22 protein-coding genes are annotated in these 24,189 nt (G+C 67.4%); 5 read left to right on the forward strand and 17 right to left on the reverse strand.

The features are described from left to right. Positions 1-96 precede the first annotated feature (96 nt). From ACV095_RS13340 to ACV095_RS13365, 6 genes are all read right to left on the reverse strand, one after another. On the reverse strand, positions 97-576 hold the full coding sequence (locus tag ACV095_RS13340; protein ID WP_134164457.1) for a CinA family protein: 480 nt from the start codon (positions 574-576) through the stop codon (positions 97-99). After that, positions 573-1,271, reverse strand: coding sequence for a CDP-diacylglycerol--glycerol-3-phosphate 3-phosphatidyltransferase (gene pgsA, locus ACV095_RS13345; RefSeq protein ID WP_478222055.1), 699 nt, complete (start codon positions 1,269-1,271; stop codon positions 573-575). Before pgsA ends, ACV095_RS13340 begins: the two co-directional genes overlap by 4 nt. Positions 1,272-1,288: 17 nt before the next feature. Beyond that, positions 1,289-4,177: an FtsK/SpoIIIE family DNA translocase gene (locus ACV095_RS13350; RefSeq protein WP_478222056.1), complete on the reverse strand. Its 2,889-nt coding sequence runs from the start codon at positions 4,175-4,177 to the stop codon at positions 1,289-1,291. A gap of 182 nt (positions 4,178-4,359) precedes the next feature. Then, complete coding sequence (locus ACV095_RS13355; RefSeq protein ID WP_018771601.1) at positions 4,360-6,051, reverse strand: ribonuclease J; 1,692 nt, start codon at positions 6,049-6,051, stop codon at positions 4,360-4,362. 40 nt (positions 6,052-6,091) lie between these two features. Further along, positions 6,092-7,000 (reverse strand): 4-hydroxy-tetrahydrodipicolinate synthase, encoded by a 909-nt coding sequence (gene dapA, locus ACV095_RS13360; protein WP_056390923.1) that lies wholly within the window; start codon positions 6,998-7,000, stop codon positions 6,092-6,094. A 58-nt stretch (positions 7,001-7,058) separates the two neighbouring features. Continuing rightward, positions 7,059-7,460 (reverse strand): hypothetical protein, encoded by a 402-nt coding sequence (locus tag ACV095_RS13365; protein WP_478222057.1) that lies wholly within the window; start codon positions 7,458-7,460, stop codon positions 7,059-7,061. Positions 7,461-7,561: 101 nt separating this feature from the next. Here ACV095_RS13365 and ACV095_RS13370 point away from each other — a divergent pair, with 101 nt between their 5' ends. Further along, positions 7,562-8,797 (forward strand): heparan-alpha-glucosaminide N-acetyltransferase domain-containing protein, encoded by a 1,236-nt coding sequence (locus ACV095_RS13370; RefSeq protein WP_478222058.1) that lies wholly within the window; start codon positions 7,562-7,564, stop codon positions 8,795-8,797. Between the two features lie 19 nt (positions 8,798-8,816). Here the strand turns inward: ACV095_RS13370 and ACV095_RS13375 are convergent, their stop codons facing one another. The 7 genes from ACV095_RS13375 to ACV095_RS13405 form a co-directional block, all read right to left on the reverse strand. Continuing rightward, the gene (locus ACV095_RS13375; RefSeq protein WP_018771605.1) at positions 8,817-9,290 is read right to left on the reverse strand and encodes a hypothetical protein; all 474 of its coding nucleotides are present in this window, start codon (positions 9,288-9,290) and stop codon (positions 8,817-8,819) included. A 3-nt stretch (positions 9,291-9,293) separates the two neighbouring features. Continuing rightward, a complete protein-coding gene (gene dapB / locus ACV095_RS13380; protein ID WP_134164459.1) occupies positions 9,294-10,064 on the reverse strand; it encodes a 4-hydroxy-tetrahydrodipicolinate reductase in 771 nt (256 codons plus the stop codon). A 129-nt stretch (positions 10,065-10,193) separates the two neighbouring features. Then, on the reverse strand, positions 10,194-10,685 hold the full coding sequence (locus ACV095_RS13385) for a molybdenum cofactor biosynthesis protein MoaE (RefSeq protein ID WP_018771607.1): 492 nt from the start codon (positions 10,683-10,685) through the stop codon (positions 10,194-10,196). Continuing rightward, positions 10,675-11,205, reverse strand: coding sequence for a MogA/MoaB family molybdenum cofactor biosynthesis protein (locus ACV095_RS13390; RefSeq protein ID WP_018771608.1), 531 nt, complete (start codon positions 11,203-11,205; stop codon positions 10,675-10,677). Before ACV095_RS13390 ends, ACV095_RS13385 begins: the two co-directional genes overlap by 11 nt. After that, on the reverse strand, positions 11,202-11,693 hold the full coding sequence (moaC, locus tag ACV095_RS13395; RefSeq protein ID WP_478222059.1) for a cyclic pyranopterin monophosphate synthase MoaC: 492 nt from the start codon (positions 11,691-11,693) through the stop codon (positions 11,202-11,204). Before moaC ends, ACV095_RS13390 begins: the two co-directional genes overlap by 4 nt. Continuing rightward, the gene (locus ACV095_RS13400; protein WP_478222060.1) at positions 11,681-12,988 is read right to left on the reverse strand and encodes a molybdopterin molybdotransferase MoeA; all 1,308 of its coding nucleotides are present in this window, start codon (positions 12,986-12,988) and stop codon (positions 11,681-11,683) included. The genes moaC and ACV095_RS13400 overlap by 13 nt, the downstream gene beginning before the upstream one ends. 83 nt (positions 12,989-13,071) lie before the next feature. Then, entirely contained in the window at positions 13,072-14,640 is a 1,569-nt protein-coding gene (locus tag ACV095_RS13405; RefSeq protein ID WP_478223453.1) for a molybdopterin-dependent oxidoreductase, read from the reverse strand. 265 nt (positions 14,641-14,905) lie between these two features. On the opposite strand from ACV095_RS13405, the gene moaA reads away from it, so the two are divergent. The 3 genes from moaA to ACV095_RS13420 all read left to right on the forward strand — a co-directional run bounded on the left by moaA (position 14,906) and on the right by ACV095_RS13420 (position 18,193). Then, entirely contained in the window at positions 14,906-16,033 is a 1,128-nt protein-coding gene (moaA, locus tag ACV095_RS13410; RefSeq protein WP_026266125.1) for a GTP 3',8-cyclase MoaA, read from the forward strand. A 5-nt stretch (positions 16,034-16,038) separates the two neighbouring features. Then, entirely contained in the window at positions 16,039-16,305 is a 267-nt protein-coding gene (locus ACV095_RS13415) for a MoaD/ThiS family protein (RefSeq protein ID WP_056390936.1), read from the forward strand. A 97-nt stretch (positions 16,306-16,402) separates the two neighbouring features. Continuing rightward, positions 16,403-18,193: an HNH endonuclease signature motif containing protein gene (locus ACV095_RS13420; RefSeq protein ID WP_478222061.1), complete on the forward strand. Its 1,791-nt coding sequence runs from the start codon at positions 16,403-16,405 to the stop codon at positions 18,191-18,193. Positions 18,194-18,249: 56 nt separating this feature from the next. On the opposite strand, the gene ACV095_RS13425 is transcribed toward ACV095_RS13420, so the two are convergent. Further along, positions 18,250-19,167 (reverse strand): helix-turn-helix transcriptional regulator, encoded by a 918-nt coding sequence (locus tag ACV095_RS13425; protein ID WP_223994641.1) that lies wholly within the window; start codon positions 19,165-19,167, stop codon positions 18,250-18,252. Positions 19,168-19,512: 345 nt separating this feature from the next. Between ACV095_RS13425 and ACV095_RS13430 the strand changes: the two genes are divergently transcribed. Next, positions 19,513-19,794: a hypothetical protein gene (locus tag ACV095_RS13430; RefSeq protein ID WP_018772255.1), complete on the forward strand. Its 282-nt coding sequence runs from the start codon at positions 19,513-19,515 to the stop codon at positions 19,792-19,794. 7 nt (positions 19,795-19,801) lie between these two features. Here ACV095_RS13430 and ACV095_RS13435 read toward each other — a convergent pair whose 3' ends face one another. The 3 genes from ACV095_RS13435 to ACV095_RS13445 all read right to left on the reverse strand — a co-directional run bounded on the left by ACV095_RS13435 (position 19,802) and on the right by ACV095_RS13445 (position 24,122). Further along, positions 19,802-20,344, reverse strand: a complete 543-nt coding sequence (locus ACV095_RS13435; protein WP_478222062.1) for a DUF1579 family protein — start codon at positions 20,342-20,344, stop codon at positions 19,802-19,804. A 63-nt stretch (positions 20,345-20,407) separates the two neighbouring features. Beyond that, entirely contained in the window at positions 20,408-21,751 is a 1,344-nt protein-coding gene (locus tag ACV095_RS13440; protein WP_018772253.1) for a M16 family metallopeptidase, read from the reverse strand. A 112-nt stretch (positions 21,752-21,863) separates the two neighbouring features. Beyond that, positions 21,864-24,122 carry a polyribonucleotide nucleotidyltransferase gene (locus ACV095_RS13445; RefSeq protein WP_018771972.1) on the reverse strand — a complete coding sequence of 753 codons (2,259 nt, stop codon included), beginning with the start codon at positions 24,120-24,122 and terminating at the stop codon, positions 21,864-21,866. Positions 24,123-24,189 lie beyond the last annotated feature (67 nt).

Below are 24,189 nucleotides of genomic sequence, written 5' to 3' on the forward strand. Positions count from 1 at the left end.
CCTCCACTATCCGGAAGCGACACAATGTAATAACTAATCGGTACCGGCTTTTGTTCCCGGCAACTTTACGCCCGGTAACTTGGGGTCCGGCAGGCGTCAGGCGGGCAGTGCCTCGAGGAGCCGTTCCAGGGCGGCGGCGCAGGCTGCGGCCCTGATGTCGGGCCTGCTGCCGGTGAAGGAGTATTCGAAAGCCGCCGTTCCGGCCGCTGTGGCAATTCCAATGTAGACGCGCCCCACGGGCTTGCCGTCATGGGCATCGGGACCTGCCACCCCCGTTGTGGAAATCCCGACGTCGGCGCCCAGGACCGTGCGTGCCCCGGCTGCCATGGCACGGGCAACGTCGGGGTCCACGGAGCCGGCACGGGCCAGGAGGTCGGCAGGAACGTGCAGCACCGCGTCCTTCACTGAGTTCTGGTAGGCGACCACACCGCCCTGCAGCATGCCGGAGGCCCCGGGAGTGTCGGCAAGGACAGCGGACACCATCCCCGCCGTCAACGACTCGGCGGTGGCGACGGTCTGCCCGGAGTCGAGCGCCTGCTGGACGGCCTGCCCGGCCAAACGGTGGAGGTTGCTCATGCCTGGTCCTGGCCCGTCGCTGATTCCTGCCCGCTGGCTGTGTCCTGCCCCGTCACTGTGCCCTGCCCTGTGACAGTCCCTGCCTGCCGTTTCCCCTTCGCGCGCAGTCGCAGGGCCTCGATGACGTATTCGACGCCGGTCCACAGCGTGATCGCCACGGCAGCCATCATGACGGCAAACGCAACCCAGGACATCCAGGGCGCGAATGCCCCGAACGGCAGGAGATAGAGGAAGATCGCCGCGGTCTGCACCACGGTCTTGAGCTTGCCGCCCCGCGAGGCGGGGATGACCCCGTACCGGATCACGAAGAAGCGCAGGGCGGTGATGCCCCATTCCCGCACCAGGATCACCAGCGTGGCCCACCAGGGCAGCTCACCCAGCAAGGAGAGCATCACCAGCGCGGAGCCGATCAGGAGCTTGTCTGCGATGGGGTCCGCGATCTTGCCGAAGTCCGTGACCAGGTTCCGGCTCCTGGCGATGTCGCCGTCGAGCTTGTCCGTGTAGATGGCGACGGCGAAGGCCGCCACTGCCGCCCAGCGCCATGGTCCGGAAACACTGTGCAGGCCGGGCGCGTCCGCCACGAGGAACCACACAAAAAACGGGACCAGCGCGATGCGGATCATGGTCAGGACGTTGGGAAGGTTCCAGACCCCGGCACGGCCCTGGCCGGCGGCGGTTGCATCGGTGCTAGTCACGTTCCTAGGCTACCGGCCTAGCGCCCGGTGAGGGACCATGCGTCTTCGGAGCCGTCGTCGTCATCGCCGTACCCGCCGGGGGCGGAATCCGAGCCGTCGTAATATTCGACGTTCTGCTTCCGCTGGTCCAGGTCCGCCGCCACCAGGTCTTCGGCGTAGCCGCCCTGGGCGATGTTGGCGTTGGCATTGTCGCTGAGGGCAGCGGTCTGGGAATCGGCGGCGGCCGGCGCCTCCTGGCCCTTCATGGCGGCCAGGACGGCGGCGAGGTCATCAGGTTTGACCAGCACATCGCGCGCCTTGGAGCCCTCGGATGGTCCCACGACGCCGCGGGATTCGAGCAGGTCCATGAGCCGTCCGGCCTTGGCGAACCCGACGCGGAGCTTGCGCTGCAGCATGGAGGTGGAGCCGAACTGCGTGGTGACCACCAGCTCCGTCGCCTGCAGCAGGACCTCGAGGTCATCCCCGATGTCGTCGTCGATCTGCTTCTTGGGCGCTTCGGCAGCAACGTCGTCACGGTAGGAAGCCTGCAGTTGCCCCTTGACGTGTTCCACCACCTTGTGGATCTCCGACTCGGTAACCCAGGCGCCCTGGACGCGCATGGCCTTGGAGGCGCCCATGGGCAGGAAGAGCGCGTCACCCTGGCCAATGAGCTTCTCGGCGCCGGGCTGGTCCAGGACCACGCGGGAGTCGGTGACGGAGGACGTGGCGAAGGCCATGCGCGAGGGCACGTTGGCCTTGATGAGGCCGGTGACAACGTCCACGGACGGCCTCTGGGTGGCCAGCACCAGGTGGATGCCGGCGGCACGGGCAAGCTGGGTGATGCGGACGATCGAGTCCTCCACGTCGCGTGGTGCCACCATCATCAGGTCGGCAAGCTCGTCGACGATCACCAGCAGATACGGGTAGGGCCTGATGACGCGCTTGGAGTCCACCGGCGGCTGGACCTTTCCGGCCCGCACCGCCTTGTTGAAATCGTCGATGTGCTTGAAGCCGTAATTTGCGAGGTCGTCGTAGCGGGCGTCCATTTCACGGACCACCCACTGCAGCGCCTCGGCGGCTTTTTTGGGGTTGGTGATGATGGGCGTGATCAGGTGCGGGACGCCCTCGTAGGCCGTCAGCTCCACGCGCTTGGGGTCCACCATGACCATGCGCACCTCGTCGGGGGTGGCCCGCATCAGGATGGAGGTGATCATGGAGTTCACGAAGGACGACTTACCGGCGCCGGTGGCGCCGGCCACCAGGAGGTGCGGCATCTTGGCCAGGTTGGCCACCACGTAGCCTCCCTCCACGTCCTTGCCCACACCCATGACCATGGGGTGGTCGGTGCGCCGCGCATTCTGGCTGCGCAGCACGTCGCCCAGTGACACGGTCTCGCGGTCGGTGTTGGGGATTTCGATGCCGATGGCGGACTTGCCGGGGATGGGGCTCAGGATGCGCACGTCGCTGGAGGCCACAGCGTAGGAGATGTTCTTGGACAGCGCGGTGACGCGCTCAACCTTGGTTCCGGGAGCAAGTTCGATTTCGTACCGGGTGACGGTGGGACCACGGCTGAAGCCGGTGACGGTGGCGTCGACGTTGAACTGCTGCAGGGTATCCGTCAGGGCAGCGACGACGGCGTCATTGGCTTCGGTGCGCTCCTTCGGGATCGAGCCGGGTGTCAGGTAGTCCGAGGCAGGGAGGGTGTACGTGACGTCCCCGGCGAGCGAGAGCTGTTCGGTCCGCTGCGGGATGGGAACGGGCGGCGGCGCGGGGGCCACCGGGTTGGAGGGCACGGTGGGCGCGGCGGCGGCTTTGGCGGGAGCGGCGGCACCGGGGATGACCAGGGGGATGGCCTCGGTGGCGTTTTCCGCCGGAGGTGCCTGGGCACCGGCACCCAATCCCTGGGCTGCCTTGATCTTTTCGACGGCGATCTCCGCCTGGGTGGGGCGCCGCACTCCGGGCGCGGGCCGCTCGGGTTCGGGCTCGTCGTCGTCAATGACGGCGTGCTCGAAGGCTTCGTCGCCCACGTAGCCCTCAAGGCCGGCGTCGGACTCCTGGTCCTTGCCGAAAAGCTTCCGCTTCCTCTTCTTGGGCGCAGCGGCAGCCGTGCGTTCGAGGTAGCTGCGGTCGTGGGTGTCCTGGTGTTCCTGGTCCATCAGGTCGATGCCCATGAGGTGTTCATAGGCGCCGCGGATGCGGCGCGGGATCGCCGTGAACGGGGTGGCGGTGATGATCAGTACCGACACAAAGGCCAGCAGGGCATACAGGGCCACAGGCACAGCCGGATGGATGGCCGCCAGCGGCGTGGCGGCCAGGAAGCCGAGCATCCCGCCGGCTTTGCGGAGGCCGTCGAAGCCGTCGGCCACGGTGGGCTGGCCGCCAAGGATATGAGCCAACCCGCACCCGGCGAAGGTCATGATCAGGAAACCGATGCCCACCCGGTTATTGCCCCGGCCGTCCGAGGGCCGGCGGAACAGCCGGAAGGCGCACACGAACAGCATGAGCGGGAGCAGCAGGGAGATCCAGCCGAAGGTGCCGTTCGCCACGGCGTAGACGGCGTCCGGGAACCAGCCCGTCAGTCCCCACCATGCGAAGGTGGCGATGAAAATACCAAGGGCCAGGTTGAAGAGGGCGGCACCGTCGCGGCGTTCCTCCGCGGGGAGGTCGCTGACGTCGTGGCCGATGCGGCGCACTCCCCCGCCCACCAGGTGGCCCACTCCAAGCCACGCTCCGCCCACCACGCGCAGCAGCCAGGGCTGGTGGTGCTCGACGGCGGGAAGCTGGCGGGTGCGTGCAGTGCTGGTTGAGCCGCCGCGCCCTGTCCTGCTGGCGGTGGAGCCGGTTCCGCGGCCTGTAGAACTGCCCGCTTTGCTGCCGGAGCTCCCCCTGCCGGTACCTTTGGGCGCGGAAGTAGTACGTGTGGCCATAATAGCCACGGTACCGGAAGCATGCTGTGATTCCGGGGATATCGGGGCCGCCGGGCCACCCGCCGGGCGCCAGGTGCGGACCTGCCCGGACGCGCCCGGGGACCGTCCGGATGCGCCGAAGGGCCCGGTCCATGAAGAACCGGGCCCTTCCGGGTGTGCACCAGCGCGACGCCAGCCTGGTGTCAGGCCTCGAGCACCACGGGAATGATCATGGGCTTGCGGCGCAGCTTGCGGTTGACCCAGGTTCCCACGACGCGGCGTACCACCTGCTGGAGCTGGTGGCTGGTGTGGTCGGCGTGGTTCTGGACCGCTTCCTCCAGGGCTGCGTTGATCTTGGGGATGATGTCGTCGAAGACCGAATCGTCCTCGGCAACGCCGCGGGCGTGGATCTCGGGCCCGGACACCACCTTGCCGGTGGCGCGGTGGACAACGGTGATGATGGAGATGAAGCCTTCATCGCCCAGGATGCGGCGGTCCTTGAGGTCGGCGTCGGTGATCTCGCCCACGCTGGAGCCGTCCACGTAGACGAAGCCCACCTCGACCTGGCCGACGATGTCTGCCTGGTGGTCGCGGAGGTCGATGACCGTGCCGTTGTCAGCAAGGATCACGCTGGCATCCGGGACGCCGGATTCGATGGCGATCTTGCCGTTGGCGATCAGGTGCCGGGTTTCGCCGTGCACGGGCATGGCGTTGAGCGGCTCAAGGATGTTGTAGCAGTAGAGCAGCTCACCGGCGGCGGCGTGGCCGGAGACGTGGACCTTGGCGTTGCCCTTGTGGATCACGTCGGCGCCGAGCTTCAGGAGGCCGTTGATGATGCGGAACACCGCGTTCTCGTTGCCCGGGATGAGGCTGGAGGCCAGGATGACGGTGTCGCCGTCCCCCACCACCACGCGGTGGTCGCCGTTGGCCATCCGGGACAGGGCCGCCATGGGCTCGCCCTGGGAGCCGGTGGACATGAGCACCACGCGGTTGTCCGGAAGGTTGTCGATGTTCTTGATGTCCACGATCAGTCCGGCGGGGACGTCAAGGTAGCCCAGCTTTTCGGCGATGGCCATATTGCGGACCATGGAGCGGCCCACGAAGGCCACCTTGCGGTTGTGCTTGGCCGCTGCATCCAGCACCTGCTGCACGCGGTGGACGTGGGAGGAGAAGGAGGCCACGATGATGCGCTTGGTGGCCTGGCCGAAAAGCCGCTCCAACGTGGGGCCGATTTCCTTCTCGGCCGTGGTGAATCCGGGGACGTCGGCGTTGGTGGAGTCGGACATGAAGAGGTCCACGCCTTCTTCACCCAGTTTGGCGAAGTGCCGGAGGTCGGTGATGCGTCCGTCCAGCGGCAGCTGGTCCATCTTGAAGTCGCCGGTATGCAGGACAGTGCCGCCCGCCGTGCGGATGAACACCGCCAGGGCATCCGGAATGGAGTGGTTCACAGCCACGAACTCGCATTCGAACGGCCCGAACTTCTCAACCTGACCCTCTTCCACTGTCAGCGTGTAGGGCCGGATGCGGTGCTCCTGCAGCTTCGCCTCGATCAGCGCGAGGGTCAGCTGAGATCCCACCAGGGGAATGTCGTTGCGCAGGCGCAGCAGGTACGGCACGGCGCCGATGTGGTCCTCGTGGCCGTGCGTGAGGATCACGGCCACGACGTCGTCCAGCCGGTCTTCGATGTAGGAGAAATCCGGCAGGATCAGGTCAACGCCGGGCTGGGTTTCCTCGGGAAAGAGGACGCCGCAGTCCACGATCAGCAGCTTGCCGTCGATTTCGAACACGGCCATATTCCGGCCGATCTCCCCGAGTCCGCCAAGCGGAACGATCCTGAGCGTGCCCTGGGGCAGGCGCGGAGGGGTGACAAGGCCGGTAAGGGCAGTTTGGGTCATAGTGCACTACTTTCCAGGCGGAAGGGTGCCGGTCTTAGCCTCAGGAGAAGACCAGCCCCGCTTCCGCCAAATCCCCGCGGATGGTTTCGATCTCGGTTTCGTCCGGCTCCACGAGGGGCAAACGGACGATCGAGTTGGGCAGGACTCCCTGCCATTTAAGAATCTGTTTGGCCGCCACGGCGCCCTGGACCCGGGTCATGGTGGCGCGTACCACCGGCTGCAGCTCGAAGTTGATCTTGCGCGCGGTGCCGAGGTCGTTGGCGTTGATGGCGTCGATGAGTTCGCGGAAGCGGCGGGTGGCGACGTGGGTGGTAACGCCCACCAGGCCGACGGCGCCCAGCGCCATCCAGGGAAGGGTCAGTCCGTCGTCGCCCGAGTAGAACAGGAGGTCCGTTTCCGCCATGACACGGGTGGCTGCCATGAAGTCGGCCTTCGCGTCCTTGACGGCCACGATGTTGGGGTGCTGCGCCAGCCGGATCATGGTGTCTGGCTCGATGGCGATGGAGGACCGGCCGGGAATGTCGTACAGCATGACGGGTACGTCCACGGCCGAGGCGATGGTCTCGAAGTGGGCGCGGACACCGGCCTGGCTGGGCTTGTTGTAGTAAGGAGTCACCAGGAGGACGCCGTCGACGCCGAGGGCAGCAGCCTGCTGGGAAAGGTGGACCGAGTGCGCGGTGTCGTTGGTGCCGGTGCCGGCGATGATGGCCGCCCGGCCGCCGACGGCCTCCTTCACGGCGCGGAACATGCCGAGGTTCTCTTCGTCCGTCAGCGTGGAGGTTTCACCGGTGGTGCCGGTGACCACCAGGCCGTCACAGCCGTCGTCGACAAGCTTGCTGGCCAGCGCTGCCGCCTGGTCGTAGTCCACTGCGCCGTCCTTGGTGAACGGCGTGACCATGGCGGTCAGGAGGGTACCGAGGGCAGGGATGTGCGCGGAAGAGTCAGCCATGGAAAAAACGTTACCCTGTCCCCGGCTGGTTAGGACAATGCCACGGGCGTGACAAGCGTCAAATACGGCTCCGCCCGGACTTCGGAGTATCTGCTCCGGCGTGGCAATAGCGGCCGACGGCGGCCTGCCGGAGGTCCTCAGCCCAGCTGGCGAGCCGCTGCGCCGCCCGAACGTAGTGGAACAGTTCCGTGGGCGTCAGGGCGTCGATGTCCGTTTCCGCGAGTCGGCGGGCGAGCTCCGCTCCTTCCGGCTGGGCGGACAGGCTGATGCCTTCCCGTTCCCACTGGACGTCCTCGGCCGGACGCCCGGAGACAAGTTGGCGGAACAGGTAGTCCACCACGCCCGGGCTCATCGCCTTCAGCACTCCTGAACCCTGGCTTTCCTGCGGGGCGGGCTTAAATCCCTGCGGGGCAGGCTTAAATCCCTGCGGGGAAGCGGCTCCCAATGATGGCATCTCCATGGCCCCATGCTATTCGAACATATATTCGAACACAAGAGCCCACACCTCCGCGTCTCCCCCTGCGGCAGCCAGCCCACGGACGCATGTGAGACGATCTGGTCATGACGTCCCGCACCCCGGCCACCCGGCCCCGGAAGACCGCAGACCGTCAACAACCGGGGCGTCTTAGGGGCATCGATGCGGCCCGGGGCCTGGCTTTGCTGGGCATGATGGCCACTCACCTGCTGCCGACGTTCGAATCGAACTCAAGCCTCACACCAACCTGGATCGGCCTCACGTTCTCGGGACGGGCCGCCGCCCTCTTCGCAGTGCTGGCGGGCGTCGGGCTTGCCCTGTCCACGGGAAAGAACAGGCCGTTGGAGGGCGCCGAACTCTCCGCGGCCCGCCGCGGGGTGGGGCTGCGCGCCCTGGTGATTGCCGCCGTCGGACTGACCCTCGGCGGCCTGGACGTGAACGTGGCCATCATCCTGGTCCACTACGCCGTGCTGTTCCTGTGCGTCCTGCCCTTCCTGGGGCTGGGCGTGAAGCGCCTGTGTGCGTGGGCCGCCGGCTGGATCCTGGGCTCCCCGGTGCTGGCCTACCTGCTGCGGCCCTGGCTCCTTGCCCCGGAGCCGCCATTGAGGCTGGGCCACAACCCGGCATGGGAGGACCTCGGAACGCCGTCCCGGCTGCTCGCGGACCTGTTCCTCACGGGCTACTACCCGGTGCTGCAGTGGCTGTCCTACCTGCTGGTGGGGCTGGCCATCGGCCGCCTGGTGCTGACCAAGGCGCTGGTACCCGCGCTGCTGCTGGTGGGCGGAACGGTAGTGGCCGTGGCGGCCAAGAGCCTGGGTGTCGCGGCCATGGAGGACTGGGGCGGCCGCGCAGCGCTGGAGAAGGTCCTCAACTCACCGGGCTACCCGCTGGGCAGCGTACTCCAGGTGAACCTGGCCGGACTCCCCCAGGAAGGTTCATGGTGGTGGCTGGCATCGGCCGCACCGCATTCGGGTACGCCGCTCGATTTGCTGCATACCTCGGCAGTTGCGGCGGCCGTCATCGGTGCCTGCCTGCTTCTGGGGCGGCTGGCCGAATGGGTGGACCTGGACCTGCTGCTGCCGCTGCGGGGACCCGGCGCCATGACGCTGACGCTGTACACCGTCCATGTCTGGGTGGTCTCCAGCTTCTACCTCAAACCGCTGCCCGCAGGCTGGACCGAGGACGGAATGTACTTTGCCCATGCCGCGGCTGCCATCGCCGTGGGCATCGTGTTTGCGCGGATGTCGTGGCGCGGCCCCCTGGAATGGGTGGGCCATACTGCAAGCCTGGTGGGGCGCGGCGGCTTCAAGGCCCTGTCCTGAACCCCTGCGGCAGCAGGGGCTAGGATGCCGTGGTGAAGAGCTTCACAGCGTCGCGCATGGAAGCCCGCGCGCGTTTGCGGTCCCCGGCGGCGTCATAGGCACAGCTGAGCCGGAACCAGGAACGCCAGTCATCAGGAGCGGCCTCGGCTTCGGCCCGGTACTTTTCGAACTCCGCGTCGGCTGCGGCGCGGACAATCCGGCCACCGGGCGTGCGGGGAAGCTCGTCCACCGGCAGCCCGCCTTCGGCTTCCAGGACCTTGGCCATCTGCTCGGTGCGGGCGCCAAACATCAGTTCGCGGATCAGGGCCCACGCGCCAACAATGGGCAGCACCAGGTAGGCGGCCCCGATGGCCTTGGCGGTGAGGTTGCTGTCTGCAAGGAGCAGGAGCGAGCGCTGGAAGGACACCACCAGGTAGAAGACCAGCAACAGCGTCACCGCTCCCACCCAGATCTTGGTGCGGTTCTTAAGGAAACCGGCTGCGAACCCGTTCACCGCCTAGAGTCCCAGGTCCAGGTAACCGTCCAGGCCCACGGTCAGCCCGGGGTGGGCAGCAACGTTACGCACGCCCAGAAGCACGCCGGGCATGAACGACGCGCGGTCGAAGGAATCGTGGCGGAAGGTCAGCTGCTCGCCGGGACCGCCCAGCAGGACTTCCTGGTGGGCCACGAGGCCACGGAGCCGGACGCTGTGGACGCGGACGCCGTCCACGTCGCAGCCGCGTGCGCCCGCGCGTTCTGAAGTGGTGGCATCCGGGCTGGGCGGCACCTGGGCAGCCTTGCGTTCAGCGGCGATGAGCTCTGCGGTGCGGACGGCGGTGCCGGAAGGGGCGTCCACCTTGTCCGGATGGTGGAGCTCGATGATTTCCACGGACTCGAAGTACTTTGACGCCTTCGCGGCGAACGCCGAAGCCAGCACAGAGCCCAAGGCAAAGTTGGGCGCGATGAGTACGCCCGTTTCCGGGTGCTCCGCCAAAAGGGATTCAAGCGCGGACAGGCGTCCCGCGTCCCAGCCGGTGGTGCCCACCACGGCGTGGATCCCATGCTCGACGGCGAAGCGGACGTTGGCTTCGGTGCTTTCGGGGACTGTGAGGTCCACCAGGTACTGGGCACCGGAGGCCGTCAGCTGCTCCAGCGAGTCACCCCGTCCCAGGGCTGCGACGAGCTTCAGGTCGGGCGCGGCATCAATGGCCTTAACGGCCTCGGCGCCCATGCGTCCACTGGCGCCAAGGACGGCCACCAGTTTGGGGGCGGGGTGTTGTTCGGTCATGGGATTAACCCTACCGGCGGGACAGGTTGGGGCAGGAACCGGACGGCGTGCGTTACCTCGCAGTTTGCGGAGCAACGCCGGCCGGCCCGGGCAGCGTGGAGGCGCGGCCCGGCGTGCCCCGGCGCGGCATCAGCTGCCGGCGCCGACCCATTCCACGGTGCCGTCCGAAAAGAACTGTTCCTTCCAGATGGGCACCTGGTCCTTGATCCGGTCCACCAGCTCGGAGCAGACGGCAAACGCCTGTCCGCGGTGCGCGGCGGATACCGCGCACACCAGCGCCGGGTCCCCGATCTCCAGCATCCCGATCCGGTGTGCGGCCCAGATCCTGACGGGTTGGGCTGCCTTTCCCGCGGGGGTCTCCCCGGCCGCGTCACCGGCCTCGGCGTCCTGCTCGGCAACCAGGCGCGCGACGACGTCGGCCATCACCTGGTGCGCCGTGGGGTGCGCACTGTAGCTGAGGCGCTCGACGGCCTTGCCGCCGTCGTGGTTGCGCACTACACCGCTGAAGCTGACCACCGCACCCGCAGTGTCGCTTTCCACCGCGGCAATCGCCTGGTCCACGGAGATGGGCTCCGCGCTCAGGACTGCCCGCACTACCTCGAATGCTGCTTCAGTGCCCATGTCCGCCTTCCAACTGGTCGCAAAGATGTCCGATCACCGGGTCCAGGACGCTCAGCCCATCCATGACACCCTTCGGTGACCCGGGCAGGTTCACAATGAACGTCTGCCCGGCAGCGCCCGCATAGCCCCTGCTCAGGGCCGCCAGCGGAGTCTTGGCAGCGCCGGCACGCCTTATCGCCTCCATGATGCCCGGGATTTCCCGGTCCAGCAGGGGCAGGGTGACGTCGGGTGTCCGGTCGTCCGGGCTGAGGCCGGTTCCGCCGCTGGTGATGACGACGGCGGGACGCTGGGTGAGGAGCGCCCGGATGGCAGCGCCCACGGGCTCGCCGTCGGGAACCACCATGGCCGGGAAGACGTCAAAGCCGTGTTCAGTGAGCCAGTCGGTGATCACGGGGCCGGTTTCGTCGTCGTAGATGCCCGCTGCGGCACGGGTGGACGCGATAACGACGCCGGCCTTCCGCCCCTGCACGTCGCCGTGGCGGTGGGGTTCGGAGACGTCCAGGATGTTGGGGTCGGTCACAGTGCCCAGTCTCCGCTCTTGCCGCCGCTCTTGGCCAGCACCTTGATGTCCGTCAGGACGGCATGCTTGTCCACGGCCTTGATCATGTCGTAAACGCTGAGGGCTGCCACGGAGGCAGCCGTCAGGGCCTCCATTTCAACTCCCGTGACGCCCCTGGTCTTCACGGTGGAGCTGATGGTGACGGCGGCCGCGCCGAGGTCGAAGTCAACGGTGACTTTCGAGAGGGGCAACGGATGGCACAGCGGAATCAGGTCCGGCGTCTTCTTGGCCGCCATGATGCCGGCCACCCGGGCAACGGCCAGGGCGTCGCCCTTGGGGAGCCCGCCGGAGCCCAGGAGCTGCATCACCTCGGGGGTGGTCCGGACGGTGGCGGTGGCGGTGGCCTCCCGCGTGGTCTCGACCTTGGCGGAGACATCAACCATCTGGGCGCTGCCGTCCTGGCGCAGGTGCGTCAGTGCGGGGGTATGTTCTGCGTTCACAGCATCCATACTTCCACCTCGTCGCCGTCAGCGAGTTCCGTTACACCCACAGGGACATGGACCAGGACGTTCGACCCCGCGAGTGCGTGCATCAGGTGCGAACTCTCGCCGCCCTCCAGCTTCACGGTCCCGTCCGGCTGCAGGCTGCCGCGGCGGACCTGGTGCTTGTGCCCGGGAGAGGTGAGCGGACGGCCCGGGCCCCCAAGATCAAGGCGGGCGCGCAACGGCAGCCTCCGGCCCGGTGCCCCCAGCAAGGCTGACAAAGCGGGACGGAGGAACATCTCGAAGGACACCAGGCAGCTGACCGGATTGCCGGGAAACCCAAGGAATGGCACGCCGTCGAACGTTCCCAGTCCTTGGGGGCCGCCCGGCTGCATGGCCACGTGCACGAAGCGGACCGGCTGGTCCGCCATTGCCTGCCGCACTACCTCGTAGGCTCCCTTGCTGACCCCGCCGGTGGTGACGATCAGGTCAGCCCCCGGGCTTTCGGTCCGCAGCAGCGCCTGCAGTTCCGCCGGAGTGTCGGTGGAGATGCCGGTGCGGCGGACTGTGAGTCCCGCCTGCTTCATGGCGGCCTCAAGGAGCGTTCCGTTGGAGTCGTAGATTTTGCCGGGAGGAAGCGGCAGGCCGGGTTCCACCACTTCGTCGCCCGTGGTGACGAGCAGGACGGTCACCGCCTTGTACACCGCCACCTCTGGGAGGCCCAAGGCAGCGAGCAGCCCCAACTGGGCCGGCCCCAGGCAGGTCCCGGAGGCCAGCGCCCGCTCCCCCGCCGCGATGTCGCTGCCCGGGAAGCGCACGAACGTTCCCGGCGCGGTGCCGGGCAGCCGCACGGTGGCGCCGCTGCCGTCCCCCGCTGTGTTTCCGGGGTCCAGGAAGTGATCGGGCACCGCCTTTTCAATGGGTACGACGGCGTCGGCCCCCGCCGGGATCATGGCACCGGTCATGATGGGTGCCGCGGTTCCTGGTTCGAGTGGCTCCGGGCTTGACCCGGCCGGAACCGGGGGCATGATGCGGAGGTCCCCGCCGCCGTCGGGAAGGTCGCCGGAACGGACGGCGTATCCGTCCATTTGGGAATTGGCGAAAGGAGGAAGGCTGAGTGGCGCGGCCACATCGTCCACCAGGGCCCGGCCCAGCGCCTGGCTAAGCGGGAGGGTTTCCATCCGGTCCATTGACAGGAGCGGCCGCAGGAGTTCCACGACTGCGGCGGCATGGCCAGCGACCGGCCGGGAACCCTCCGCTGCATGGTGGACGTGGCCTTCCGGGGTGTGGTCTGCCAGGGCGTGCGGGGTGTGGCTGGTCATGGATACGCCTTTGGTCTGGGCCGTCAGGGTTTGGGCCGTCAGGGTTTGGGCCGTCAGGGTTTGGGCCGTCAGGGTTTGAGCCGTCAGGATTTCACGTCAACTCTAACCGTGTGGAATCCCGTGGCGCCGTCCGGTGCCGGCGGCCGCGCGGTTTCGTCCTGGGGTTCGCCCGCCAGGTTGGTGGCCCGGACCTGGACCTCGTACTGCCCCGGGGCAAGGTCCATGGCCAGCTTCCACTGGTACCAGGTGTCGGCGGAGATTCCCGTGGCCAGTTCCGCTTCCCGCCACGGTCCCCGGTTGATCCGCAGTTCCACGTTCCGGATGCCGGTGTGCTGGGCCCAGGCAACGCCGGCGAAGACAACTGTTCCCGCGTTGACCGGGCGGCCGCTGCGGGGGACGTCAATGCGGGACGAGGTCTTGATGGGGCCGCGCGCGGACCAGCCGCGAGGGGTCCAATATCCGGCGTCATCGGCGAACCGGGTGACCCTGAGCTCGGTGACCCATTTGGTGGCCGAGACATAGCCGTAGAGGCCGGGAACCACCAACCGGACCGGGAAGCCGTGCTCCAGCGGGAGCGGTTCACCGTTCATGCCCACGGCAAGCAGGGCGTCCCAGTTGTCGGTGAGGACATCCAGGGGCGTACCGGCGGTCCAGCCGTCGGCACTGCGGGAGAGGACCATGTCTGCGCCCGGCTGGGGAACGGCCAGGGCCAGCAGTTCCCGGACCGGCCAGCCGAGCCAGCGGGCGTTGCCGATCAGGTCGCCGCCCACTCCGTTGGAGACGCAGGCAATGGTGATGTGCCGCTCGGTGAGGGGCTTCGCCATTAGGTCGGCGAAGGAGAGCAGGACTTCCCGGGCCACCATGCCGGTTACCTTGAGGACCCAGGTATCCGGGCTGACCGCCGGGACGGACAGCGCGGTGTCGATCCGGTAGAAATCCCGGTTCGGGGTCACCAGCGGCGGCATTCCGGCAACACCGGCTTCCGCAGCCGGGGGCACAGGTATTGCCGGCGATGCCGCTGCGGGCAGGGTGATGCGTGCCCTGGCCTCATTGACAGCCATGGTGGCCCCGCGCCAGATTCCCGCCAGTACTCCCCCTGCCGCAGCGGCCGCTGCGGTGATGCCCAGGGCCTGGAAGAAACTGCGGCGCGATTGGGTGGCCGCGGAGTCCGGTGTGGCCTCACCGGGGGCAGCGGGAAGGCTGTCCTCGGGATGATCTGCGGCTGCTTGGTGGGAGGCCGCTTGGTGGGAGGCTGCTTGGCCGGCAATCGCGGCATCCCATGCCTGCAGCCTGCGCAGCAGGAACCGCAACAGCACGACGGCGGCCACCGCGGCCAGGAGCGGCGGCACGAGCGACAGGGGGGTCATCTGGGAACGCGTCAGGGCGGCGGCCGCTCCGGCAAGTCCAAAGATTCCGATCACGGCAGCACCAGTGAACCGGCGGCGGCGCTCGAGCGCTCCGGCCAGTGCGGCCAGGGCGGCGATGACCAACGCCATTCCCACCAGGAGCGCTGCCTTGTCGGCCGTGCCGAAGACAGAGATCGCCCAGTCCTTGATGCCCGGAGGCACGGCATCGATCACGGCACCGCCAACCGCCGTCAACGGCGAAAGGGAGGGGCTGAGAACCCCCGCAGCCAACTCCCCTGCTGCAATACCGCCGCCTGCCGCGGCTATCCCGGCAGCCGCGGCCCAACCACCTCCGGCGCGCGGGACTGCCGGTAGTGGGAAGGGACTGTCCGCCCGCTCCCCAAGGCCGGCGCCGCCGTCGTACGCCGCATGCCCGCGCTGGGAACTCCTCACAACACCAGCATAGGTTTGCCGGTGGTCCCCGGCGCCGGTGCCGCCGGGATTCCTGCCCCGCGTCTCACAGCGGGGTCACGGGTGTGATGGGCGGCTCAACGTGGCGTAGCCTGATTTCATGACTGTCCAGCTAGGCATGCCGCAGCCGCGGGAGGAAGCAGCATCGGCGCTGCCGGGCGTTCCCGCGCGCCGGCCAGCGGATGCACCGGCCGGGCTGGCGGACCGCTACGGCCGCCGCGCCACCGACATGAGGCTGTCCCTGACGGACAAGTGCAACCTCCGCTGCACCTACTGCATGCCGGCGGAGGGCCTGGAATGGCTGGCAAAGCAGGCCGTCATGTCCGCCGAGGAGATCGTGCGGATCGTCAAGGTAGGCGTGGAGCAGCTGGGAGTGCGCGAACTGCGCCTCACGGGCGGTGAGCCGCTGGTGCGGCACGATCTGGTCCAGATCATCTCGGCACTGCGGGCCAACCACCCGGACCTGCCGATCTCCATGACCACCAACGGCGTTGGCCTGGCGAAGAAGGCAGCGGCCCTCAAGGACGCCGGCCTGACGCGCATCAATGTGTCGCTGGATTCCCTGCATGAGGAAACGTTCACCAAGCTGACCCGGCGTCCGTTCCTGGACCAGGTCCTGGCGGGTGTGGACGCGGCCTGGGCTGCCGGCCTGGGCCCTGTGAAACTGAACGCCGTCCTGATGCGCGGCATCAATGACCTCGAGTCGCCGCAGCTGCTCGCGTGGGCCTTGGAGCGCGGGTACGAACTGCGGTTCATCGAACAGATGCCGCTCGATGCGGACCACGGCTGGACGCGCCGCAACATGATCACGGCGGCCGAGATCCGCGGGCTGTTGTCCCGGGACTTTGCCCTCAGTCCGGATCCCCGGGCACGTGACGGCGCTCCTGCGGAGCGGTTTGAAGTACGACGGCGGGCGGCAGGTTCCGCGGACGCGGACGGACCGGTGCTGGGAACCGTGGGAATTATCGCCTCCGTCACCGAGCCGTTTTGCTCCGACTGCCGGCGCACCAGGATCACCGCCGAGGGCAAGATCATGAGCTGCCTGTTCTCCCGCGAGGAGTTCGACCTGCTGGGCCTGCTGCGGGCGGGCGCCACCGATGATGATCTGGCGCAGCGGTGGCAGGACGCCATGTGGATCAAACCCAAAGCCCACGGCATGGACCACGTGGGACTGGATGCTCCGGACTTCGTCCAGCCGGACCGCAGCATGAGTGCTATCGGGGGCTGACCGGGATGCTTGTACGTTATTTTGCTGCCGCACGCGCTGCGGCAGGTTTCGAGGAAGAAAAGTTCCACCTTCCCCAGGGCGCCACCGTGGCGGACCTGCTCGAGGCCGTGCTGGCCGTGGACCGCCCTGAACCCCCTGCCGGGACCCCGCCCCTTTCCCGGCTTCTTTCCCGCAGCAGCTTCCTGCTCAATGAGGTGGCCGTACGGGACCAGGCGGCGGTCCTTGGTCCGGACGACGTGGTGGACGTACTGCCTCCGTTCGCCGGCGGGTAAGTATTCGCGCACGTCCAGGCGAATGGGCAGCAGCCGCCCTGGCCTTGCCAAAGCTGCCGTGGCTTTGAATGTCGGTGCCTCGCTGGATGATGTGGGTATGGGAATCGGCACGGATGTTGGGGTGGTTTTGGAGGGTGTTTCTGCCTCTGTTGCTGCCCTCGATGCTCTTACCCGTGAGGATCATTTCCTTGCTGCCGGGTCCGGTGTTGGTGCTGACGTGGATGTGCTGCAGCGGCGGTATGAGCTCCGGCTGGAACGGCTGGAGGCAGTCTCCCGGGTCGAGGCTCAGCTCGCCGCGGTGAAAGCCCTGGACGCGGTGGAAGCGGTCGAGATCCAGCAGGCACTCCTTGCCCCCGACGCCCCGGTGGATGAGCGCATGTTTTCGGAGATGTCAACGGTGGAGGAGATCGCCGGTGTCCTGAGCATCAGTTCCGCGGCCGCAGGCGGGTTGGTGGAACAATCCCGCCGGGTGTGTTCCCTGCCGCCGCTCCTGGGCGCCCTGTCAGCCGGTGACCTGTCGTGGCAGCATGCCAGGATTGTCGCCGACGAAACCGAAGGGCTCACCCCGGACGGGGCTGCTGCCTTGGTGGCGCACTTCTTCGACCCCGACGCCCCCAACCCCGCCCGCGGCGCCGCGCCCGGTGAACTTGTCCCTGCCCGGTTCCGCGCCAAGGTCCGCGCCTGGCGGGAACGCCACCACCCCGAAACCCTCGAAAAACGCCACGCCAAAGGCGTCGCGGACCGGCGGATGGAATACACCCCGGACCGCGACGGCATGGCCTGGCTCTCGCTCTACCTCCCCGGCGACACCGCCTGCGCCATCTGGAACCGCACCACCGCCACCGCCCGCGGCCTCCAAGGCCCCAACGAGCCCCGCACCCTCACCCAACTCCGCCCCGACATCGCAGCAGCACTCCTCCTCGGCGCAGGAACCACCACGGCCACGGCCGAGGCTGCTCCGGGTGGGGCTGCACGGGCTACAGGTGATACGGCGGCCGCAGGCAGCGTTTCCGGCACAGGGAGCACTGGTGATGTTGGCAAGGTCCCCACCCCGCGGGCCGATGTCCTGGTCACCGTCCCGGTCTTCGCCCTGCTCGGACTCACCGATGAGCCGGCCGTGCTGGACGGCCTGGGCCCCATCCCGGCGTCGATGGCGCGGAGGCTCGTCGCGGACGGGGCGGAGTCGTTCTACCGCGTCCTGGTCGACCCCCGCGACGGGGCACCCCTGGAGATCGGACGCACCCGCTACCGGCTCCCCGAAACCATCAAACAATGGATCCGCATGCGGGACCGGAAATGCACCTTCCCCGGCTGCACCAACCACACCCCCGACAACCACACCGACCACCTCACCGCCTGGGAACACGGCGGCAGAACAGCCGTCCGGAACCTGGCCCAGCTATGCCCCAAACATCACCGCTTGAAGCACGCCCGCGCCTGGACCCCCGACCCCGCCACCAACAACGGACCGCCCGGCTGGACCTCACCCACCGGCCGCCACTACAACCCCGAACACCACGACCCCCAACCAACCCACCGGCCGCCAGGGCTTCTGCGGAGGAACAGCACCGTGTCCGGGCAATCCGCACCGGCAGTCTTGAACCCACCGGGAGGGTTGGGCACACCCCGGAAAGCGGACGAAGCGGGGCTACGGGAACCACCACCGCCTGAATTGCGGCGCGATCTGCCGTTTGGGCTGCCGCAATGGTGCCAGTTGCTGGCTGACATGCCGGAGTGGCTGGAGGTGCCAAGCGAGGAGCCGCCTGGCGGGAACTTGCTTGAGCCGGATCAACTCCCGCCAACAGATCCTTTGTGGGACGATTTCTACGCCATGCCGTTCTTCCTGCCGCCAGACCCGGCGGGGAATTGGGACGTGCTCTTGTCGTAGGACTTCCCCAGGGGCATGTGCGTCAACGCGTGGCTCCAGGAGACGACGGCCCACCGCTAGACCCGGGCCCCCGTTCCCAGGGCAATGGCCAGCAGTGACGCCCGGCTGTGGACTCCGCAAGCCTGGAAGAGTTGCTTGAATTGGTCCTGGACCGTGTACGGTGTCACGCCCTGGGCATCCGCCATGGCTGCCGTATCGGCCCCTGTTGCAGTGAGCCACAGCAGTTCCCCCTGCCGGGGTGTCAGGCCAAACGCCCGGGCAAACATGTCAAGCCGCGCGGCAGGCGTGCTGGCCTGAATCGTCACGGCCACCGGTGGAGTGGGTCCGGACACTCCCGACTCCATGCGGTTGGCCCGCAGGGAGGCCCAGCGGCCCGCCCCGACGTACACCCTGCATTCCGCGGCGTGGGTGTCCACCAGTGCTTCCCTTGCCGCCAGCTGGGCAGCAACGTTCAACACCTCAGCAGGCACATGATCGTGAGGGACCGGACCAGGCTGAAGCAGCTGCAGCCAGTCGTCCACGGACGCCGTTCGGCCAGCTATCGCCAGATCGTCGTCCAGGGTGAGGACAGCCTGCTCCGGCAATCCGGGCTGCCCGGCTCCTGTCCCGGCGGCCGGGTCCGGGCCAGGTTCCGGTTCCAGTCGAGTCCGAAACTGCCTGGCCACGGACCTCCGCAGGCCGGCGGTCACTGCCGCTGCGGGCTCGCCCAGGTACGCAGTTTCCTCATCCGTGAAGGGGACCGAATCGCCCGTCCGCCACAAATCGAGCCAGGCCCAGCACCCATACTTGTCGGCAAACACGACGGACAGTACATCGCGGACCCCATAGCGTTGCAACACGCCACTCCACACCGGGCTGCGGGAGGGCTCTCCCTGCGTTGCCTTCAGGAGGGATGCCGCCGGCACCGGCGAATGCATCAGCTCGGTCCAGCGGCCGGCCCCGGAGAGGTACTTGAGGCGGATAAGTGTGGGCAATTCCTGAGGGCAGGGAATCCTGGCCCTCGGCGCCATCCCTACCGTCGTGACGGGATCACACAGCGGCCAAACGAATGCATCGAAAGGCACCATGGTGGCCACTTCTGCCAGAATCGCTGTCCGGAGAGCTTGGTGATCCAGGTCCGAGCCTGCCAGGAGTCGGATGCGCTCCTGGCTCCGGTTTCCAGCCCAGCCCTTGGTCATGTTCCAAGTATGCTCCGGCCATCCCGGGCAACCCGGAGGCGCTGCCACCCAGAATTCTGGGATACCCGCCGCAGCCCGGACCGTCTAGCTTTAGCAGCGTGGAGCGTCCTCCAACCTGGCGGGACGAGTAAGGAGACTGGGATGTTCACCCTGCAGATCGAACACAGCATCACCGATTTCAGCACGTGGAAGGCGGCATTCGACCGGGATCCGGTGGGCCGGTCCGCGTCAGGGGTTCTCGCGCACCGGATAGGCCGGCCCGTGGGCGAACCGCAATACATTGTTGTGGAACTCGACTTCGCGGACCTGGCCCAGGCAGAGCAGCTGCTCACGAACCTTCGAACACAGGTATGGCGTTCGCCCGCCAACGCCCCTGCCCTCGCCGGTGCGCCGAAAACGCGCATTATTGAGGCGGCGTCCTAGCCATGCCTCAGGCGCGGTGGAATTCCGAGCGCATGAATGGCCTGTAGGACAAAGCCTCGCCGTCCACACCGGCCTCCGGGGCGTCGCCGCCGTCGTCCCGCCCGGGCGAACGCAATTCGGTGACGTGTGTCAGGACACCGTTCGCCACCTTGATGGAGTGGCGCGTCCAGCCTCCGGCATTGCGGCGTTCAACACGGAGGACGCCGTCGCGCCAGGTGCAGCGGGCGGCGTTGCCGGGCGGCACGCCGGTGCTGTCAACGTAGTACCACAGCACGTCGTTGTGGACCGGATCGATCGTGAAGATGCCGTGGCCTTCGAAGTGGCTGCCGTCCGGTTCAATGTGCCGGTAGCTCTGCACCACGCCGAGGCCCCCGGCAACCTGCGTGTAGGACACCTGGGCGCTCACGCGGTGTTCCGGCCCCCAGGGACCGGCAGCCACGTGTGTGTAGCCCTGCCAGTGACCCAGCAGGTTCGTTAACGCCGGATGTCCGTGCTCCGCTCCTGGCCCGTTCACCGTTCCGCCTTCCCCTGCCGAAGAATCACTCCCCACTCAGGATGGACTCTGCAGAGCCGGGCCGCCAGCGTCTTCGCGGCATCTCCGCGGCGCGGGGTGTTACAGGCCGAAGGTTTCGGTCTCGTCGAACGGGCCAACCACGGTGACGGTCCGGGGCGCGGCGGCGAGTTCGGCGGCAAGCTCCTGGACCTGTTCCGTGGTGACGGCTTTGATCAGCCGCAGTGTTTCGTCAATGTCCTGGTACTCGCCGGACACCAGTTCGGCGCGGCCCAGCCGGGACATCCGGGAGCCGGTGTCCTCCAGTGCCAGGACGATTCCGCCGCCCAGTTGTCCCACGGCCTTGCGCAGTTCGTCGTCTGAAATCCCGTGTTCCGCGAGCTTGTCGAGCTCCACAGCCAGCAGGTCCAGCACCTGCCGGACCTTGGACGGCGTGCAGCCCGCGTACATCCCAAAGTAGCCGGCGTCGGCGTAGGACGAGGCAAAGGAGTAAGTGGAGTACACCAGCCCGCGCTTCTCACGGACTTCCTGGAACAGCCGCGAGGACATGCCGCCGCCCAGGACCGCGTTCAGGACACTCATGACGTAGCGGCGTTCATCGGTGGCAACGATCGTGGGGCAGCCCATGATGATGTTCGCCTGCTCCACGGCCCGCTTGACCACATGCAGGCCCGCCGTTCCCGTGATCAGGGCACGTTCGGTGGAACGCCGCTGCACCGGCGCGGCGTCCGGCTTAAGCGACCAGCCCGCGGTCTGGAGGGCATCCACCACGAGTCCGCATACGACGTCGTGGTCCAGGCCGCCGGCGGCGGTAATGACCAGCTCTTCAGGCTTGTAGTACCTGCGGTAGTGCTCCCACACGGAATCGCGGGCTACGGCCTTGATGGCGGCGGGAGTGCCGCCGATGGGCCGTCCCAGCGGATGGCTGCCGAGGACCGCGGCGACGAAGTGCTCGTGCGCCACATCAGTGGGGTCATCACTGTCCATGGCAATTTCTTCCAGGATGACGTCCCGTTCCTGCTCCATCTCGTCAGGATCCAGCACGGCGCCGGTGATCATGTCAGCGATGACGTCGATGGCCATGGGAAGGTCCGAGTCCAGCACCCGCGCAAAGTAGCAGGTGCTTTCCTTGGCCGTTGCCGCGTTCGATTCGCCGCCCACCTCGTCAAACGCGGAAGCAATCTCCAAGGCCGTGCGGCGCTTGGTGCCCTTGAACAGCAGGTGTTCAAGGAAGTGGGTGGACCCGTGCTGGCCGGGTGCCTCGTCACGGGATCCGACGCCCACCCAGAAGCCGATGGTGGCAGACCGCTGTCCCGGCATCGCCTCGGTCAGTACCCGCACTCCCCCTGGCAGCACTGAACGCCGGACCTCGGACCCGCCGTCGGAGCCGTGGACCAGGGTGTCGCCGGCGTGGTTCTGCTCAAGCGGCAGGGGTACAACAGTCATTGATGCCTTTCAGGACGGGCAGCCGGATCTGGCTGCCATCGTAACAGCGGCGGGACCGGTGGATCATCCACCGGTCCCGCCGATTCATGCTTATGCCGGGAAGCCCCTGCTGTTAGACCTCAGCGCCTTCAGCAGGCTCCGTGGCGTGAACGCGCTCGGTGTCGTCGGCGCCTTCCTCTTCAGCCACGACCGGAGACAGGGACAGCTTTCCGCGGTCATCGATCTTGGTGATTTCCACCTGGATCTTCTGGCCCACGGAAACAACGTCGTCAACGTTGTCCACCCGCTTGCCGCCGGCGATCTTGCGCAGCTCGGAGATGTGCAGCAGGCCGTCCTTGCCCGGGGTCAGCGACACGAAGGCACCGAAGGTGGTGGTCTTGACCACCGTGCCCAGGTAACGCTCGCCGATCTCCGGGACCTGCGGGTTGGCGATGGCGTTGATGGCGGAGCGTGCTGCATCTGCAGACGGACCGTTCGTGGCGCCAATGTAGACCGTGCCGTCGTCCTCGATGGAGATGTCGGCGCCGGTGTCTTCCTGGATCTGGTTGATCATCTTGCCCTTGGGGCCGATGACCTCGCCGATCTTGTCCACGGGGATCTTGACGGCGATGACGCGCGGTGCGAACTCGGAGAGCTCGTCCGGGGTGTCGATGGCCGAGTTGATGACCTCGAGGATGTGCAGGCGCGCCTCGCGGGCCTGCTTCAGGGCTGCCGCGAGCACGGAAGCGGGGATGCCGTCGAGCTTGGTGTCCAGCTGGATGGCCGTGACGAACTCGGCGGTACCGGCAACCTTGAAGTCCATGTCACCGAAGGCGTCTTCGGCGCCGAGGATGTCGGTCAGTGCCGCGTAGCGGGTCTGGCCGTCAACCTGGTCGGACACCAGGCCCATGGCGATGCCGGCGACGGCGGCCTTCAGGGGCACGCCGGCGTTCAGCAGGGACAGGGTGGAGGCGCAGACGGAACCCATCGACGTGGAGCCGTTGGAGCCGAGGGCCTCGGATACCTGGCGGATGGCGTACGGGAATTCCTCGCGGGACGGCAGCACGGGCACGATGGCGCGCTCTGCCAGGGCACCGTGGCCGATTTCGCGGCGCTTGGGCGAGCCCACGCGGCCGGTCTCACCGGTGGAGTACGGCGGGAAGTTGTAGTTGTGCATGTAGCGCTTGCGGGTGACGGGAGACAGCGAGTCGATCTGCTGTTCCATCTTGAGCATGTTCAGCGTGGTGACACCCATGATCTGGGTCTCGCCGCGTTCGAAGATGGCCGAACCGTGAACACGGGGCAGAACCTCGACCTCTGCGGTGAGCTGGCGGATGTCCGTCAGGCCGCGGCCGTCAATGCGGATCTGGTCCTTGAGGATGCGCTGGCGCACAACGTGCTTGGTGACGGAGCGGAAAGCAGCGGACAGCTCCTTTTCGCGACCTTCGAACTGGCCTGCCAGGCCGGCGAGGACCTCGTCCTTGAGCGCGTCGGAGGCGTTGTCGCGTTCCTGCTTGTCGGCGATCTGGAAGACAGCGGCGAGCTTTTCGGCGGCAGCGGATTCGACGGCGGCGTAAGCGTCGTCTTCGTAGTCCAGGAAGACCGGGAACTCGACCGTGGGCTTTGCAGCGCGTGCGGCGAGGTCGGCCTGGGCGTCGCAGAGTGCCTTGATGAACGGCTTGGCAGCCTCCAGGCCCTCGGCCACAACCTCTTCGGTGGGGGCGGTGGCGCCCTGTTCCTTGATGAGGTTCCAGGAGTTGTCGGTTGCTTCGGCCTCGACCATCATGATGGCGACGTCGTCACCGGCAACGCGGCCGGCAACCACCATGTTGAACACGGAGTTTTCCAGCTGCGAGTGCTTGGGGAAGGCAACCCACTGCGATCCGTTTTCGTCGTTGACCAGGGCAACGCGGACGCCGCCGATGGGGCCGGAGAACGGGAGGCCGGACAGCTGGGTGGACATCGAGGAAGCGTTGATGGCAACGACGTCGTACAGCTCATCGGGGTTGATGGCCAGGACGGTGACCACGATCTGGACCTCGTTGCGCAGGCCCTTGATGAAGGCGGGGCGCAGCGGGCGGTCCATCAGGCGGCAGGCCAGGATGGCTTCGGTGGACGGGCGGCCTTCGCGGCGGAAGAACGAGCCCGGGATACGGCCGGCAGCGTACATGCGCTCTTCGACGTCGACCGTGAGCGGGAAGAAGTCGAAGCCTTCACGCGGGTGCTTGCCGGCGGTGGTTGCGGACAGCAGGGCGGTGTCATCGTCGATGTACACCATTGCTGCGCCGGCTGCCTGCTTGGCGAGGCGGCCGGTTTCAAAGCGGATTACGCGCTTGCCGAAACGGCCATTGTCAATGACTGCTTCCGAGAACTGGATTTCGGGACCCTCCAAGAGAGTCACCTCCGTTTCTATTTACGGAAGTCCAGCCGCATCAACCCAGCCAGCATCTGTCTACTGG

The sequence above is a fragment of the Arthrobacter sp. JDC6 genome, assembly GCF_056484025.1.